At 69.6% G+C, this 16,688-nt stretch carries 11 protein-coding genes and 1 pseudogene; 8 read left to right on the top strand and 4 right to left on the bottom strand.

Translation table 11 applies throughout. The features are described 5' to 3' along the window. Positions 1 to 6: 6 nt before the first annotated feature. From CV755_RS05415 to CV755_RS05425, 3 genes are all read left to right on the top strand, one after another. A complete protein-coding gene (locus CV755_RS05415; RefSeq protein WP_109278979.1) occupies positions 7 to 1,614 on the top strand; it encodes a glycerol-3-phosphate dehydrogenase/oxidase in 1,608 nt (535 codons plus the stop codon). Positions 1,615 to 1,739: 125 nt separating this feature from the next. Further along, positions 1,740 to 2,777: a glycoside hydrolase family 18 protein gene (locus tag CV755_RS05420; protein WP_109278980.1), complete on the top strand. Its 1,038-nt coding sequence runs from the start codon at positions 1,740 to 1,742 to the stop codon at positions 2,775 to 2,777. A 156-nt stretch (positions 2,778 to 2,933) separates the two neighbouring features. Further along, entirely contained in the window at positions 2,934 to 3,947 is a 1,014-nt protein-coding gene (locus CV755_RS05425) for a PAC2 family protein (protein WP_109278981.1), read from the top strand. Positions 3,948 to 4,317: 370 nt separating this feature from the next. Here the strand turns inward: CV755_RS05425 and CV755_RS05430 are convergent. From CV755_RS05430 to CV755_RS05440, 3 genes and pseudogenes are all read right to left on the bottom strand, one after another. After that, a pseudogene (locus CV755_RS05430) lies at positions 4,318 to 6,561 on the bottom strand (glycoside hydrolase family 31 protein); the annotation flags it as partial. A gap of 76 nt (positions 6,562 to 6,637) precedes the next feature. Further along, on the bottom strand, positions 6,638 to 6,901 hold the full coding sequence (locus CV755_RS05435) for a UBP-type zinc finger domain-containing protein (protein ID WP_109278983.1): 264 nt from the start codon (positions 6,899 to 6,901) through the stop codon (positions 6,638 to 6,640). A gap of 436 nt (positions 6,902 to 7,337) precedes the next feature. Further along, positions 7,338 to 8,114 (bottom strand): GntR family transcriptional regulator, encoded by a 777-nt coding sequence (locus tag CV755_RS05440; RefSeq protein ID WP_109278984.1) that lies wholly within the window; start codon positions 8,112 to 8,114, stop codon positions 7,338 to 7,340. Between the two features lie 118 nt (positions 8,115 to 8,232). Here CV755_RS05440 and CV755_RS05445 point away from each other — a divergent pair, with 118 nt between their 5' ends. Next, positions 8,233 to 8,478 carry a hypothetical protein gene (locus tag CV755_RS05445; protein WP_109278985.1) on the top strand — a complete coding sequence of 82 codons (246 nt, stop codon included), beginning with the start codon at positions 8,233 to 8,235 and terminating at the stop codon, positions 8,476 to 8,478. Continuing rightward, positions 8,475 to 8,903 carry a hypothetical protein gene (locus CV755_RS05450; protein WP_109278986.1) on the top strand — a complete coding sequence of 143 codons (429 nt, stop codon included), beginning with the start codon at positions 8,475 to 8,477 and terminating at the stop codon, positions 8,901 to 8,903. Before CV755_RS05445 ends, CV755_RS05450 begins: the two co-directional genes overlap by 4 nt. Positions 8,904 to 8,994: 91 nt before the next feature. Here CV755_RS05450 and CV755_RS05455 read toward each other — a convergent pair whose 3' ends face one another. Then, on the bottom strand, positions 8,995 to 9,822 hold the full coding sequence (locus CV755_RS05455) for a helix-turn-helix domain-containing protein (RefSeq protein ID WP_109278987.1): 828 nt from the start codon (positions 9,820 to 9,822) through the stop codon (positions 8,995 to 8,997). A gap of 791 nt (positions 9,823 to 10,613) precedes the next feature. Between CV755_RS05455 and CV755_RS05460 the strand changes: the two genes are divergently transcribed. The 3 genes from CV755_RS05460 to CV755_RS05470 all read left to right on the top strand — a co-directional run bounded on the left by CV755_RS05460 (position 10,614) and on the right by CV755_RS05470 (position 16,627). Further along, positions 10,614 to 11,123: a hypothetical protein gene (locus CV755_RS05460; protein WP_109278988.1), complete on the top strand. Its 510-nt coding sequence runs from the start codon at positions 10,614 to 10,616 to the stop codon at positions 11,121 to 11,123. 70 nt (positions 11,124 to 11,193) lie between these two features. Further along, entirely contained in the window at positions 11,194 to 12,153 is a 960-nt protein-coding gene (locus CV755_RS05465; RefSeq protein WP_153068577.1) for a hypothetical protein, read from the top strand. A gap of 160 nt (positions 12,154 to 12,313) precedes the next feature. Continuing rightward, the gene (locus CV755_RS05470; RefSeq protein ID WP_109278990.1) at positions 12,314 to 16,627 is read left to right on the top strand and encodes a golvesin C-terminal-like domain-containing protein; all 4,314 of its coding nucleotides are present in this window, start codon (positions 12,314 to 12,316) and stop codon (positions 16,625 to 16,627) included. The last annotated feature ends 61 nt before the right edge of the window (positions 16,628 to 16,688 follow it).

Raw genomic sequence — 16,688 nt, forward strand, 5'->3', positions numbered from 1 at the left:
GCAATCATGACTACCCCGCAGAGCGTTCCGACCCTGGGAACGCACCCGGCTGCCGGCGCCAACCCGGGACGGGCCGAGACCCGGGAGAGACTGTCCAAGGCGACATACGACCTCCTGGTGATCGGCGGCGGCATCCTGGGCACCTCGGTGGCCTGGCATGCCGCACAGTCCGGGCTGCGGGTCGCGATGGTGGACGCCGGTGACTTCGCCGGCGCCACCTCCTCCGCCTCCTCCAAGCTGGTCCACGGCGGTCTGCGCTATCTGCAGACCGGCGCGGTCAAGCTGGTGGCGGAGAACCACCATGAGCGCCGGGTGCTGGCCAAGGACGTGGCCCCGCACCTGGTCAACCCGCTCACCTTCTACCTGCCGGTCTACAAGGGCGGACCGGTGGGCGCCGCCAAGCTGGGCGCCGGTGTGTTCGCCTACTCCGCGCTCTCCGCCTTCGGCGACGGCGTGGGCAAGGTGATCTCCCCGGCCCGGGCCAAGGCCGACAACCCCGGCCTGCGCACCGACAACCTCAAGGCCGTGGCGGTCTACTACGACCACCAGATGAACGACTCCCGGGTGGCGGTGATGACGGTCCGCGCCGCCGTGGAGTCCGGCGCGGTCGTCCTCAACCACGCCGAGGTCACCGGCCTGCGCTTCACCCATGGCAAGGTCAGCGGTGCCGAGCTCAAGGACCGGATGGACGGCACCGAGTTCGGCATCGACGCCCGCGTGGTGCTCAACGCCACCGGCCCCTGGGTGGACCACCTGCGCAAGATGGAGGACAAGGGCGCCGCCCCCTCCATCCGCCTGTCCAAGGGCGCGCACATCGTGATGAAGCGCAAGTCGCCGTGGAAGGCCGCCATGGCCACCCCGATCGACAAGTACCGCATCACCTTCGCCCTGCCCTGGGAGGACCAGCTGCTGCTGGGCACCACCGACACCCAGTACGAGGGCGACCCGGCGGACGTCCGGGCCACCGAGGCCGACATCCAGCAGATCCTGGACGAGGCCGCGCACTCCATCGTCGATGCCGACCTGGACCGCTCCCTGATGACCTACGCCTTCGCCGGTCTGCGGGTGCTGCCCGGCGGCCCCGGCGACGTGGCCCAGGCCAAGCGGGAGACGGTGGTCAGCGAGGGCAAGGGCGGCATGCTCTCGGTCGCCGGCGGCAAGTGGACCACCTACCGCCACATCGGCCGCACCGTGATGAAGAAGCTGGCCCAGGTGCCGGGCAGCCCGCTGACCGAGGACATGGAGCCCGTCTCCGACCTGGTGCGCCGGGTGCCGCTGCCGGGCGTCGCCAACCCCAACGCGGTGGCCCACCGTCTGCTGATGGACCGCGAGCCGGGCAGCCGGATGGACCCGCTGACCGCCCGTCACCTGGCCACCCACTACGGCTCGCTGGCCTTCGACATCGCCCGCCTGGCCAATGACAACCCGGAGCTGGCCGAGCGCATCCACCCCGACGGCCCGGAGATCTGGGCCCAGGTGGTCTACGCCCGCGACAACGAGTGGGCCGAGACCGTGGACGATGTACTGCGCCGCCGCACCACCCTGACCATCCGCGGCCTGGACTCCGAGGACGTCCGCGCCCGGGTCAAGGAGCTGCTGAACGACAAGGGCTGACGGCCCGTCCGCTGAGCCGCTGGACCGAGGGGAGGGACGCACCGCGCGCCCCTCCCCTCGGCGCGTCCCGGCGGGCAACCGTCCGGCCCGTCATCCCGTCCCAGTCAGCAGACGAAAGGGAACAGATGAACTGGCCGGCCCTGCTGCGCCGCCGCCCCGGTAAGCGCACGGTGCGGCGGCTCACCCTCGCCCTGGCACTGGCGCTGCTGCTTCCGGTGGCGGCCGCGGCAAGCGCGCTGCGCGCCTCCTATGCCGGTGCCCCGGCTCCGGACGCGGTCAGCCGCGGCCATGACGCGCTCTGGCTGGGCCACGCCTGGGTGGACGGCCGGCGTACCGAGGCCGATCTGGCCCGGCTGAAGCGGCGCATCGCGGACACCGGGGTACGTGATCTGTACGTCCACTCCGGGCCCCTGGAGCACGACGGCACCCTGCCCGCCGCCGACTACCCCCGGGCCCGGTGGCTGATCGACGCGGTGCACCGGGAACTGCCCGGGGTGCGGATGCAGGCCTGGCTGGGCGATGTGGTGGTGCGCCAGGGCCATGGCGGGCTGCGGCTGGACTCGCCGGTCACCCGGTACCGGGTGACCGCCAGTGCCCGGCAGGTGCTGGCGGCCGGCTTCCAGGGCGTACACCTGGACGTGGAGCCGGTGCGCGACGGCGACCGCGGCTTCCTGGCCCTGCTGGAGGAGCTGCGGCCGGTGGTGAACTCCGGCGGCGGGGTGCTCTCGGTGGCGGCCCAGCAGATAGACCCGCTGCCCTCGATGCACACCGCCTCGCATCTGCTGGGCAGCCCCAAGTGGTGGTCGCAGGACTACTTCGGCGAGGTGGCCCGGCGCAGCGACCAGATCGCCCTGATGTCCTATGACACCGCGATGCCCTGGGAGAGCCTCTACGGCGGTTATGTGGCCCACCAGACCACGCTGGCCCTCAAGGCCACCCCCAAGGATGTGGACCTGCTGATGGGCATGCCCTTCTTCCATACCGAGGACATGGGCCACCAGGGCCATGCGGAGACCGCCGCGGCGGCGGTGCGCGGCGCCCGGCTGGGGCTGACCCGGCAGGACCGCCACCGTGAGCACTTCGGCCTCGGCCTGTACGCGGACTTCGCCGCCACCGACGCCGACTGGCGTGCGTACCGCGAGGGTTGGGGCGTCCGCGGGTGAGACCCCGGGGCCCGGGCCGGAGGTGGCGAGCATCCCGTCCGGGGGCTGCGAACGCCCCTCGGGGAAGTCGTAGGCTTGGGACACGCAAGGCAACTGCACGAACGGCAGCCGGAGGCGGTACTTCACCAGTGCTCCCCGGCCGGAAGGAGGCGCTGGGTGATCGAGCTTGAGGGGGTTCCCGAGCTGATCGACCCGGTCATGATCTGTGCCTTCGAGGGCTGGAACGACGCCGGTGACGCCGCCTCCAGCGCGGTGGCGCACCTGGACCGGGAGTTCAAGGGAGAGGTCTTCGCCGCGCTGGACGCGGAGGACTACTACGACTTCCAGGTCAACCGGCCCACGGTCTGGCTGGACGGCGGGGTACGCAAGATCACTTGGCCCACCACCCGGCTCTCCGTGGTACGCACCGGCGGCCCGGGCGGCGCCGGCGGCCGTGACCTGGTCCTGGTCCGGGGCATCGAACCCAGCATGCGCTGGCGGTCGTTCTGCAACGAGATCCTGGGCTTCGCCCATGAACTGGGCGTGGAACTGGTGGTGATCCTGGGCTCGCTGCTCGGCGACACCCCGCACACCCGGCCGGTGCCGATCAGCGCGGTCACCTCCGACCCGGATCTGGCGCGCACCATGGGCCTGGACGAGTCCCGTTACGAGGGCCCGACCGGGATCGTCGGCATCCTCCAGGAGGCGTGCACCCATGCCGGTGTCCCCACGGCCAGCCTGTGGGCCGCCGTGCCGCACTATGTCTCCCAGCCGCCCAACCCCAAGGCGACGCTGGCCCTCCTCAACCGCCTGGAGGACCTGATCGACCTGCGCATCCCGCAGGGCGACCTGCCGGAGGACGCCCGCGCCTGGCAGCGCGGGGTGGACCAGCTGGCGGCGGAGGACAGCGAAGTGGCCGAGTATGTCCAGTCCTTGGAGCAGGCGCGGGACACGGCGGACCTGCCGGAGGCGTCCGGCGAGGCGATTGCCCGCGAGTTCGAGCGCTATCTGCGCCGCCGGGACGGGCAGGCTCCGCCGCCGCCGGGCGGGCTGGCGGCGGAGCCGGGGGTGCCGGACGCTTCGCATCTGCGCGACAGCACGAGTGGGCGCACCCGGCCGCCCAAGCCGGCGCCGCCGGCGAAGGAGGGCGACGACACGGACGAGTCCGGCCCCTCCGAGCCGGAGGACTGACCACCGGTCCGCACCCGGCGACGATTCGGCGTCTGCCGATGACCGTTGCCGTCCGGGTGCGGGCCGTATGTGGCTCATCGCGCAGTTCCCCGCGCCCCTGGAAGGGGCGCTGCGTTGCGGGCAGTCGTGCCGCAGGGCGGCACGGGTGGGCGCAACGCGACCACCGGGTCGCACCCGGAAGCGAAACCGCCTCTGCCAGCGGCCGTTGCTGTTCGGGTGCGAGCCCGCGTGAGCTGATCGCGCAGTTCCCCGCGCCCCTGAAGGGGCGCACCCGGCGACGGACTAGCATCTGCCAAAGTCCGTCGCCGGTCGGCCGCAGGCCGTGCGTGGCCGGCCGCGCAGTTCCCCGCGCCCCTGACGGGGGCTAGCCCAGCATCACCGTGAAGGCCCGATCCGTCCTGCGGCTCGCGGTCTTGACGTGGATGACCCCGCCCCGGTCGGCGGGGTCGTACCACCAGCCCTCGGTGGCGTGATCGAAGGCGGCACGCGTCAACTGGTGCGGCAGCCTGCGGCCGTCGAGCGTGGCGAGGCGAGGCGCATGCCCGCTGTGCACCGTGAACTGGTAGGGCCGCGCCGTCTGCTGACCCTTGAAGTGGCCGTGTTCGGCGCCCACTTGGAGGAGAACCGGGCCCCCGGCCCGCGGCGCCCAGGTGGTCAGGGTCTGTTGCGCATACGCACCCCTGCGATGCTCCCGGGTCACCCCGTCGTCCTCGTAGCGGGTGAAGGAGGAACGTCCCTGCGGATAGACATCCCAGGCCAGCGGGGAGTCCGCGGTCCGGTCCCGATAGGAGCGGATCCCCGGCCACATCGGGATATTGGCCCCGCCCCTGACGAACAGCGGCAGGGTGTCCAGCGGCGCGTGATAGCCGTTGACCGTGGTCGGCCCCTGGTATGTGCGGCCGGTCCAGTAGTCGGTCCAGGTGCCCTTGGGCAGATAGATGCCGTTACGCACCTCGGTGTCCTGGTACACCGGCGCCACCAGGAAGTAACTCCCGCTCATGAACTCATACTTGGCCGCGTCCGTCGCCGCCCTGGGGTCGTCCGGGAACTCCAGCGCCAGCGGCCGCACCGGCCCCACCCCGGTATGGGTGGCCTCTGCCGCATAGCTGTACATATACGGCAGCAGTGACTCCTTGAGCTTGAGATACTTCCGGTTGATCGAGGTGTACGGCTCTCCGTACCGATAGGGCTGCTTGTCACTGGGCGCCCAGCCGTCCATGGTCATCACGGCCGGCAGAAACGCCTTCCACTGCAGATCGCGCACATAGGTCTTGGGGCTGCCGCCGAAGATGCCGTCCACATCACCGGTGGTGTACGCCAGACCGGACATGGTCGCACCCGCATAGGTCGGAATCTGCCAGCGGATGTACTCCCACGATCCCTTCTGGTCACCGGACCACTGCACCCCACACCGCTGGGCGCCGGACCAGCTCTCCGGGGCCCAAGTGAAGCCCCGCGCATCGCTGTTGTCCTCGATGCCCCGGTATGCGGCCTTGCAGCCGTCCAGTGCGAACTTGTACCCGTCCCCCACCCAGGCCACATCCAGCTTGGCGATCCGCTGCCCCGCCTTGACCTGGTCGGCGAGCTTTGCCAGGCCGTCCTCGGTCCACAGCCCCATCGCCATCTTGTCCTTGGCCAGGCCCTGGCCGGCCTGCGCCAGGTTCTCGTACCCGCACCCATAACCGTCGTTGACCAGCATCCAGCCACCCGGCATGTCATGGTCCACATAGCCGTCGGCGACCTTGAGCGCGTCCAGGGTGTGCCGCTCTCCCCGGTTCTTGTTGTGCAGATAGCAGTCCGAGTCGCCGATCTCCAGGCCGTACAGCGGCGGCAGGAAGGGCTTTCCGGTCAGCCGGGTGTACTGCCCGATGACGTCCTTCATCGACTTCCCCGCGAAGTAGTAGGCGTCGAACCGCCGTTCCTTCTCGCTGGTCGTCACCGGATCACCGAACCGATAGGTCCCCGGCGCATAGGTGTTCCGGTAGACGCCGTACCCGGCCGAGGAGAGGTAGAACGGCACCGAGTTGGGGTGCCCTCCGTCGTCCCAGTTGTAATCGACCCCCACCTCGACGGTCTTCCCCCGGTGCGAGGTGTTGCCCCGCCCGTTCTGCATCCCCGCGCCATAGAACTGCTCATCGGCGCCCCGTGCCAGGGTCTGGGTGGTCTGCTCCTTGTCCCAGCTCAGCCCCTTGGTCTCGGCCCATATACGGTGGCCGTCCGCCCGGTGGAGGGCGAACCGCAGCGGCTTCTTGTACACCCGCAAGGTCACTTCGGCGGTGCTCAGTTCATAGCGGTCGCGCTTCTCCCGCCACCAGGTGCGCGGCGCGGCGCCCTGCGGCAGCACGATGTCCTTCCCCGCCGGGTCGGCGTATGTCCCGTCCGGCGCCAGCTCCAGCCGGAACGTCTCCGCACCGGTGAACGAGACCCGGGCCTCGGCCTCCCCGGCCCGTATCCGGTAGACGGATCCACGAGCGGTGAAACCGGTGACGTCCCCCACCGTGGTCGCCCCGTCCCCATGCGCACTCCCCACGGGCCCGGCCAGCGCCGCGACCAGCCCCAGCACGGCGCCGGTGACCAAGGTTCTCAACCGAGTTGCTTTCCTTGGTTTCCTCATGCGGCGTGCTTAGCGCCCGCGACGGATGGGGGGCCATGGACAGGTGTTGCGGACTCCTGGACTTCTCGGGTCCGGTTCAGACCATCGCCTCATGGACGAAGCACCACCGCCAGTCCTCACCGGGCTCGAAGGAGCGGATAATGGGATGCTCCTCCGCATGGGCATGCGCCCTGGCATGCCGGTTCGGCGAGGAGTCACAGCACCCGACATGCCCGCAGGTGAGGCACAGCCGCAGATGCACCCAGCTGGAGCCGATCCGCAGACAGTCCTCGCAGCCCTGCGGGGTGCGGGGCGTCACCGGCCGCACCAGGGCGAGATGGGGATCTTGGGAAGTGGACATTTTTGCCTCCCCTGGGGTGCGCACGCTTCCAGGCTGACACCGCCACCCCTGATGTCAAACGCTGACGGCCGCGAAGCGATCCCCTGCGGGTGCGCCCGTCCGTACCTGATCAGCAGCCCCGTCCAAGAGCCCCCAACACCGTCGGCGAGCGGCCGTTCTCGGGACACAGTTGGAGCTGCCGGTGCAGACCGTAGCCGACGGCCCTTGGAGCGCCCCATCGCCGACTGGCCGCCCGGCCGCCCCGCGTCCCTGACCAAGGTGCACCGTGCAACCGTGGCGGAAAACCTTTGCGCCGCCAGCCGATTTCGCCACGGTTTCCCGACTGGGAGTGCGTCGCAGGCACGCAACGCCGCCAGCGATCAGAGGTTGACCGCCGCCGGACCCTGCAGCGGGGCAAGGGGCACGAAACGCAGGAGCCGCATGCGCCAAGTCGCGCTTATACCGCCGTTCCACCCTGCCGGTCGATCGGGATCTCATAGGCGATCTCCCAACGCACGTCCGGCACCACGATGTTGGCCGTCTCGACCGGGCGGCCTTCCGTGTCGAAGTAGGTGCGCTCGATCTCGGTGACGAGGTCCCCCAGGCTGATGCCCAGCAGGTTGGCCTGTGCCTGGGTGGCGCGGGCCGGGCGCGGGATCTCGACCGCCGTTTCGATGACGACGCCGATGGAGCGCATGCGCTCCACGACGCCCCGGCCCGCGAACGGCCCGAGTTCCGGGAGCACCACGGGAGTGTCACCGGTGATGGCCATCGGCTCCCAGCTTTCGGAGAGCTGTACCGGTTGGCCGTCCGCCAGGAACTCGTACACGGTCCGGACGCAGAGGTCGCCCGGCTCAATGGCGAGCCGTTGCGCGATCGGCTCCGGCGCCGGGACCCGTGCTTCCGAGTGCGATTCCCAGGAACCGCGCCGGCCTTGCTCGTTCATGTCGGAACGGAACGGGGAGTCCTGGCGCCACTCGCGATGGCGGGAACGAACCATGCGCAGGCGCTCGCGCGGGGCACGGACATCGGTGCCCGATCCGGCGCGCCCCTCCAACAGTCCTTCGATGATCAGGCGTTCCTGAGCCTTCTGCAGAACGTTGGGGCCTACGCCGTAGTCCAGGGCCAGTTGAGCCCGGGAGGGCAGTCGTTCGCCCACGGTCCACTCACCCGCGCCGATCCGGCGGCGCAGGTCATCGGCGACCCGCAGATAGGGCGGTTGTCCAGCGGCCATGAGCTCTCTTCGTGCTGCCATCGGGCGGGAAGCGGCGGCATTGACAACCTAGTGCATTAGCTGGATTCAAATGCATTAGAAATACTCAGCGCGATCAACTGCTTACCCCGGGGCACCTGTGCGCACCGCAAAAGCCCAGGCCGTGGCACTGGCCGCCCGGTTCGCCGCGGCGACCGGCCAGGAGCCGCGCACCGAGGAGGGCACCGACCGGATCCGGGTGGAGGTCGATCTGCCGTCGGCGTTGAGCGATCCGGCGCGCCGCATCGTTCTCGCCGGGCTGGCCGCCGCCGACAGATATGGACACGACTTCACCGGGCATGGCGCGGTCGTCTGGGCCGAACCGGACCTGAGGAGGGCTACTTGACCACCCCGGAATTCACGCACTGGCTGACGCCGGCGGCGTCCGATCCGCACACGGCGCTGAAGTGCCGGCAAGCGGGCGAGACCGCCACACTGCTGGTGGGCCGCCAATGGGACCTGGTGCAGCCGGAGTTCACGCTGGCCACCGCCGCGATCAGCCAACTCAAGGCGAGGGAGCGGCACATCGGGCCGTACCTGATGGGCGGCACCGAACGAGCCATGTGGTGGCCGCTCCCGCTCCGTACCGCGCACCGGCTCTCCGGTGTGCCCGGTGCCGTCGTACGCCCGCATGGCTCGGAGTTGTTCGTGCCGCCGCCCGGCAAGTACCTGGGCGACCGCGTCTGGCTCATCCGGGAGCCGTACACACTCACGGACGCGGACGAGCTGCGTACCGCGGTGTGCGCGGCGCGGGATGGGAGCCGGGTGTGACGGGGCTCCACCGCACCGGCGATGGGTACGGGCCGTCGCCGGGCACGCCCACGCCGCGGAGCAGCCCCGCACCGCTCGGGGCGAGCGCCGGTCAGGGACCGGGAGTGCCGACCGGCGAACACTCCTGCTGGTTTTCACTGGGGATGGTTCCGCAGATGGTCACCGTCTCCGGCGGGTCCTCGGAGGTGACGGCCAGCATCCGGGTGTAGGTGTCGGTCCCCACCCTGATCCGGGCGTCCTCGTTCCGGCCCCGCTTGTCCTTGATCTCCACGCCGTCGCCGACGGTGCCGTTCTCGATGCGCCCCCAGACCGCCTGACAGGACGGGCTGTAGCGCAGCTGGATCTGGAGCCCGCGCAGCCACGTCTGACGGACCGTCTCCCCGTCCAAGTGGCAGTCCATGGCCTGCGGTTCACGGGAGAGGCACAGGTCGCTCTTACAACCCACCTTGACAGTCCCGGCGACCGGGGCGGCCGCCGCGGAGGCATGCCCGCTCCCATGGTCCGTGAGAAGCAGTGTGGCGGCACTGCCGGCCGCCGCGCCCAGCCCGAGGTAGCCCAGGGCCAGCAGACGGTGCCGCCAACCATGCGGCCACCGTGGCCGTTTCACGGGCTCCGGTGCGTCCAGGGCAGGTGCCGGCCCGGTCTCCGCCGTGGCGCGCTGCCACAGGTCCCGCAGCGCGGCGGGGTCCTCCCCGGCGACGGTGGCGAGCTGCTCGACGGCGATCTCGGTCGGCATCTGCTTGCCGTTGAGGAACCGCTCCCAGGACGAGCTGCTGTAGTTGGTCCGCTCCGCCAGCCGCCCATAGCTGAGGTTCGAGGCCTCCTTGATCCGCCGCATCTCCGCCAGGAGCCGGTCCCTTGGAGCCGGGTCCTCGCCCGTGCCCCGTCTCCCGCCCTTGATCCGCTCTGCACCGCGCATGCGGCGCACCCCCTCTTGCCATCGTCCTACTGAAGCGTACCGAGTATGCACGGGAACCCCGGAGGTCTCATGCTTGCCCTGAGGCGGATGCAGCGCGAATTGCCGCCACGACGGGCACGGCCGGCCGCGGCCTTCGCCGGTGGAAATTCCGCCCCGTGGCCACGGCCACAACCGCCGGGCGCCGCAATGCGCATTTGCGTCGGGGCGATCCAGGGCGGGGAATCCCAAGTCAGAGGAATCCGCCTGGAAGAACAACGACCCGCCGTTGTCAACGGGTAAAGGGGCCGGGAGTTCAGCGGATTGCCCGCGGGTCCGGCTGCCGGTGCGGTGCGTGTGATGCGCCGGTGAGCATCGGTCATTCGTCCGGCAGGCTCAAGCCCCTCGGCGGAGGCGATGGCACGTTAGCGAACCGGAAGAGCTCACCAAGATTTCGTCCCCAGTCGGTCCTCGTCCGCTCCGGGAACCGAATATGGCGCCCGGGGATACCGAGATGCCCACTACCCGTTCTTCGGCCGCGGTGACGCCGGTTCCCCCACCCCCAATGGCAATCAGTTGGTTCGGCTTCCATCCCCTCCGGTGACGGTCCAGCCGCGGCCGACCAACACCGTCGGCGGTCGCGCCAGTTGCCTCCCCAGCCGTCCCGGCCGGTCCCGGGACGCCTCAGGGACGCCCGGGACACCGGCAACCGCGGGACACGGGGTTAGCGTGCGGTGACCTTCGATCCGGAGAGAGCCCATGCCCGCCGTCAGGGCGCACCGGTGTTCTCCGGCCAGTCCCGAAAGGAATCCCCTGTGCCCACCATGACCGTCAAACGCCGTGCCCGTATTGCCGCCGCCCTCACCGGCGCCGTGGCTGCCGTGGCACTGTCCTTCGGGGGCCCCGCGTACGCCGAGAACGACCCGACCGTGGCGATTGACTCCAATAATTCCGACAGCATCGAGTCGCCGGCAGCGTGCGACGGGCATTCGGATGACTTCCGATTCCGCTTCTACTACCACTCCAATTACCAGGGCGCATGGGTGAACGTCGGCCATCCCGTCTACGACCTCACGTCCCTCGACTTCGGCGTCGGCCACACCGCCCCGCCGCTCCGTTTCTGCCCCGGCACGGGCGACGGGAGCGGGCAGCAGGCCGCCAACAACTCGGCTTCTGTCTACAACTGGTACGACGGCTACTGCGCCAACGTCTATTACAGCGCTGGTTACCGGGGTCCTGTGGATCACTTTGGGCCGAGCAGTGGCGGCAACCTGTCCGGCACTCTCAACAACAACAACAGGTCCATCAACTTCACCCACTGCTGATGACCGCTGCCCGGGTCCCGGCCGGCCCTGCCGGGATCCGGGCCCGGGTGCGCACAACGAGGAACGACGCATGCGAAGTCCCCATCGAATCGCCCGTCGGGCAGCAGCCGCTGTGGGCCTCTTCACCCTTGCGCTGACGGGGTGTTCGCAGGGCGGGGCCGCCCCGGCGCAGTCCGCCCGTTTCTCCCTCGGGTCCCGGGCCGGCGCCGATCCCGCAACCTGGACCCTGCCGCTGCTCGCCTACCGGCCGACCGCGGAGCAGGACAAAAGCATCGCCGACGCGGAGACCACACTGGTCCGGCAGTGCATGAAGCGGCTGGGGATCGACTGGAGCCCGGCGCCCGCCCTGCCGCCGATCGGCCCCAGGAACCTGCTCGACTGGCGCTACGGCATCCATGACCCGGAGCTCACCGCGCGGCGCGGCTACCAGCCCGACGCCGCCCAACTGGCCCGCTACAACGCGGCCGTCCGCGCCCAGTCCGCCCGGCCCTCGCCGTCCATCGACACCCAAGTCGCCCTGGGCGGCACGGACATGCCCGCCGATGTGGTCAAGCAAGCGAGCCCCGAGGTCAGGAACGGCTCACTGGGCGGCCGGAAACTGCCGCCCGGCGGCTGCTTCGGCGAGGCCCGCCGGACCCTGGGCAGCGCGACCCACGGCATCAGCCCCCTGGTGCAGAAGCTGACCAACGCCTCATACGGGGAGTCGAAGAACGACCCCCGGGTCAAGGAGGTCTTCGGCCGGTGGTCCGCCTGTATGCGGGAGAAGGGACTGAAGTACGCGGCGCCCATGGACGCCAATGACGACCCCCGCTTCCGGCCGAACCCCAACGGCGTTTCACCGCTGGAGATTTCCACCGCCATGGCCGATCTGGCGTGCCGCGACACCTACCGGGTCGCCGAGGTGTGGCACGAGGCCGAGGTCCGGGTCCAGCTCGGGTACATCCAGCGGAACAAGGACGCCCTGACCGCCGACCGGCGAGCCCTCGACGGCGTCATCCGCGTGGCGGACCGGGTCAACTCCCGGGTCTGAGTTCCCTGGTGGCCGTCCGCCATCGCCCACTCGTACCCGGACACGGCGGAGCCGCGTATCGGCACCGCCCCGTGCCCCGGCGGGGCGCGGTATCCCACCATCTACAACATCGGAGATCTCCTTGAGACTTCGCAGCAGAGCCCGCGGAGCCCGGGTTCCGGTGGTCACGGCGGCAGCCCTGGCCACGGTCGCCGGGCTGTTGCAGGGCACCTTGGCCTGGGCCGGGCAGGCGCAGCCTGCCGCGGCCCGGCCCCCCTCATCCGGCCCGGCCGCGCCCAATGCCGTGGCGCCCGCACACCGCAACGACCTCCTCGGCAAGAACTGGCAGAAGTCGGCCGACCGCGCCTGGACCACGGCCGGGGACGCGACCGGCTTCCATGTGCTGGTCGCCGACGCCGGCGCCGGCTACACCTGGCGGACGGCGGCGACGCTGTCCGAGCCGGGTCTGGAAACCGACCAGTGGATCGGCAACGCCTGTGTGACCGGTTCGGGCAAGCGGGCCGTGGTGGTCTACGCCCCCAGGGCGTTCACCAATCGCGACTACCTCTTCGACCGGGGCGCCTTCACGGCGATCGTGGACCTGCGGTCGGGGAAGGTGACCAAGCTGCCGCTGAACGCGAGCCTGGCCTACTTCAACCCCGGTTGCGGTGCGGGCGAGACGGCGGTGGTCACCCAGGCCGACGCCGAGGGCAAGAGCGAACAGACCCGGCTCCAGACCGTCGATACCGCCACCGGAAGGATCGTCTCCACCGGGACGATCGACGGCCAGGCGACATCCGCGGTCCCGGTCGGCAAGGACGTCATAGCCGCCGCCGGGCCGCATCTGATCAAGGTGAGCCCGGCCGGAAAGGCCGATGCGGTGGCCACCACGCACGGCATCGCCACGCAGCTGCGCCCGGACGCCGAAGGCAATGTCGCCTTCCTGGAACCCGGCAAGGGCGGCAAGGCCGACGTCCGGCAGTTGCGCGGACGCACCGTCCAGACCCTGGCCGAAGGCAAGTTGGGCCAAATCGGCCTGGCGCAGGGCGCGGGCGGCAAGGTCTTTGTGACCGGCCGGAGCACTACGGCGCACGCCGGTCTGCCGGCGACCATGCGCCGCATCACCGGGGCACCCGCCCAGGCGGAGCTGTCGACCAATGGCGAACTGGCCATCGACCAGGCCGTTCCCCGGCACCTCGCCGACACCGTGGCCTCTCCGCTGCACCGGGCCGCGACCCGGGCCGCCGAGCCGGTCGAGATCAAGGCGACGGCCACCGGCACCAGCAAACCGGTGGCCTTCACCGTCCCCACCCGGCAGACCCCGGCCCAGGCCGGCACCGGAGGCAAGCCCTCGCCGCTGCTCCCGTTTGTCGCGGGCGGCAAGAGCACCGGCAAAAAAGCACTGGCCCGTTCCGGGGCCAAGGCCGATGACTCGGGTGGCCCCGCCACCGACCCGGTGGACGAGGACCGTTACTGCTCGGTGCCACGCAATGATGTGCACACCCAGGTCCTCCAGCCCACACCGGCGCAGGTGGAATGGGCTGCCGACATGGCCATCCGGGGTCTGCTGACTTCCGACCACATCAGCCGGCCCGCCGACTGGCACCACTCGGGCCTGCCCGCCTGGTCGCCCCAGGGCATGTTCCCCTCGCACAGTCTCGTCACCGGCGGCCGGGTCCCGGCACAGGTTCTGCTGGGCATCCTGGCCCAGGAGTCCAACCTGTGGCAGGCCACCTCGCACGCCGAGCCGGGCGAGTACGGCAACCCCCTGGTCGGCAACTTCTACGGCACCAACATCTATCCCGGCACCGACGGTTATGACCCCAACCTCGTCTGGAAGGTCAACTGGCCGAAGGCGGACTGTGGTTATGGCATCGGCCAGGCCACCGATGGCATGCGCATCTCCGGACACCCCAAGGAGCACGAGGGGCTCCTGCCCCCGGCCATGCAGCAGGCCGTCGCCCTGGACTACGCCACCAACATCGCCTACTCGATAGAGATCCTGCAGGACAAGTGGAACGAACTACACACTGCCGGCACCCAGATCAAGCTCAACGACGATGACCCGGCCCGCCCCGAGAACTGGTTCGCCGCCGTCTGGGACTACAACGGGGGCCTCAATGTCCGGGGCAGCAACCCGGATCTGCCCAACGCCTGGGGGCTGGGCTGGGCCAACAACCCGTCCAACCCCAAGTACCCGGTCCGCGGGGCGTTCCTGGACAACAATCACTATGCCGACGCGGCCAAGCCGCAGAACTGGACGTATGAGGAGAAGGTGATGGGCTGGGGCGCCTTCCCCATCGACACCGGACACTCCTACGACGACAACGGCAAGCCGAACGGCGGTAATACACACGGTTATGGGGCGGCCTGGTGGACCGACCCCATGGCACGGACCTTTGCCATCAAGCCACCGTTCGGGACCTTCTGCGACGCCACCAACGGGTGCGACCCGGGCGCCCCGCCGGTCTGCCACACCGTTGCCTGCTACAACCAGCACTGGTTCAACCACGACGTCACCTGGAAGAACTGCGGCAACAAGCCGACGGCCCCCAATGGGCCGGTCAGAGAGTGCGGCAACGAGTACCTCACCTACAAGACGGTGCGCGGCGAGCCCGGTGACGCCCACCCGCCGACCGGTCCCTGTGACTCCGGTGCGCTGCCCGGCGGCACGGTGCTCGTCGATGACGAACCCGACGACGCACCGCAGAACCGCTGCGGCTCCCATGGCTGGTCCAGCAACGGCTCGTTCTCCTGGGAGTTCCGCCCGGACGACAAGGGCAGTTACGAGGCCAAGGAGGACCTCCACCAGATGGGCGGCGGCTTCGGCGGCCACTACTGGTTCTCCCACGCACGCCAGCCCAACAACTGGGACAACTATCTGACCACGAAGGGCACTTGGACGCCTCATCTGAGCGATCACATCTACAAGGTGCAGGCGTTCATCCCCTATCCCTCGCAGACCACCAAGAGCGCTCACTACGAGATCACCACCAAGGACGGCAAGGTCCGCGAACGGGTCGTCGATCAGTCCAAGGCCAACAACGCCTGGCTGACCATCGGCTACTTCCAGCTCGGCTCGAACGCCAAGGTCTCGCTCAGCAATGTCACCAGCGACTCCACCTCCGGGGAACTGGATGTGGCCTACGACGCGCTCGCGTTCGTTCCGGTGGAGGGGACGTATGAGCACCACACCCTGGACGCAGCGGCGATCTTCGAGAGCAACCAGAACCTGGACACCGATACCCCCTGGCTGATGAAGACGCCCATGCGGACGCGTCAGACCATCTACGACTGGGCGCACTCGCGCACAGCCGGCGGTCCGGCCTTCGACGGCCATGGAGGGGTGATCGGCCTGTCGCACTTCAAGGTCTGCCCGAACGGCGAGTTCGACGACCTCTGCGTCGGCCCCAACGTCGCCACCGCGACAAAGGTCTGGCAGGCCGACGTCGAGGCAGCCGGGACCGACCCCAACCACCACCCCTCGGAGGCCGACTGGCTGGGATTCGCGATACCCGCCCCACCGGCGACGATCGACGAGCACACCTTCGACGACGACCGCTCCTACAAGATCAAGACGCATATCGACGCGTCGTACATCGTCGGCCCGGACGGCAAGATCATCCCGGGGTCCGAGGAGGTGGCGGACTCAAGCCGGACCGGCAACACGGAAATCGCCCCGTTCGTCCGTGAGTTCATCCAGGCGACGGTCAAGGACTACGGCTCTCTCGGTGTCACCCTGCCCGACCTGTCCTTCGACGCCAAGGACGGCAATGTCACCGGCCAGACGACCCATGTGGAAAACCCGCTGGTGACCGGTGTCACCCCCGGGCAGGCCTATCGTCCGGCCCAGAAGCCGACCAGCATCGACTCCAGTGGCAGGTGCGTGACGACCAAGTACATCAGCGGCGGCAGCATCGGATACCGCCCGCTCGACGAGGCGCCCGGCACCGACACCAATGTCAGCGCCTGGGCGGACAAGCTGAAGAGCCTGGCCGCCAAGCGGCTGATCCCCGACGACGTCGCCGACACGGCCGGCGACATCTACAGCCTGTTCTTCCGCAAGCCTGAGATCGACGTCGCCGGCACCCCCCAGGGATCGCTGTTCAATATGGCGCCCCCGATCTGGCAGGAAGTCAGCATGGGCTTCTGCGCGGGTGGAACCGTCAAGTCCACGGCTGCGGCGGACATCGACGACGACCCGGCGACCGGGATCGTGTACCAGAGCTATATGCCGAACCTCTATCTCTACCTCGACGGCCATATGGTCGACGAGAACGGCCGGCCCACCAGTGGGCCCGTGCAGCACGGCGACTTCAGGTCGTTCTCCAATGTGCCGCCCGGTGACGACCACCACACGGGCTACGGGTCGTGCGGGACGGAGATCCGGGGCAACGGAGGAAACCCGTGGAGCCTCAAGGCAATGCCATCCGGATTGCCCGGCGGCACCCCCGGTGTTCCGATGTTCTGTGACGACGGGAGCCACGCCGAGTGATTCCCGGCCCCGGCAGGACCCGTGACCACGGGCCCTGCCGGGGCTTTCGTTTTCGACGAGT

The organism is Streptomyces orinoci, from assembly GCF_003121295.1.
In the GTDB taxonomy this organism is placed as follows: Bacteria; Actinomycetota; Actinomycetes; order Streptomycetales; family Streptomycetaceae; genus Streptomyces; species Streptomyces orinoci.

What these genes read in the sequence shown, in the direction of transcription:
- CV755_RS05415 (WP_109278979.1), top strand. Translation starts at nt 7, where the DNA reads ATGACTACCCCGCAGAGCGTTCCGACCCTGGGAACGCACCCGGCTGCC.
- CV755_RS05420 (WP_109278980.1), top strand. Translation starts at nt 1,740, where the DNA reads ATGAACTGGCCGGCCCTGCTGCGCCGCCGCCCCGGTAAGCGCACGGTG.
- CV755_RS05435 (WP_109278983.1), bottom strand. Translation starts at nt 6,901, where the DNA reads ATGTCCACTTCCCAAGATCCCCATCTCGCCCTGGTGCGGCCGGTGACG.
- CV755_RS05440 (WP_109278984.1), bottom strand. Translation starts at nt 8,114, where the DNA reads ATGGCCGCTGGACAACCGCCCTATCTGCGGGTCGCCGATGACCTGCGC.
- CV755_RS05455 (WP_109278987.1), bottom strand. Translation starts at nt 9,822, where the DNA reads ATGCGCGGTGCAGAGCGGATCAAGGGCGGGAGACGGGGCACGGGCGAG.
- CV755_RS05465 (WP_153068577.1), top strand. Translation starts at nt 11,194, where the DNA reads ATGCGAAGTCCCCATCGAATCGCCCGTCGGGCAGCAGCCGCTGTGGGC.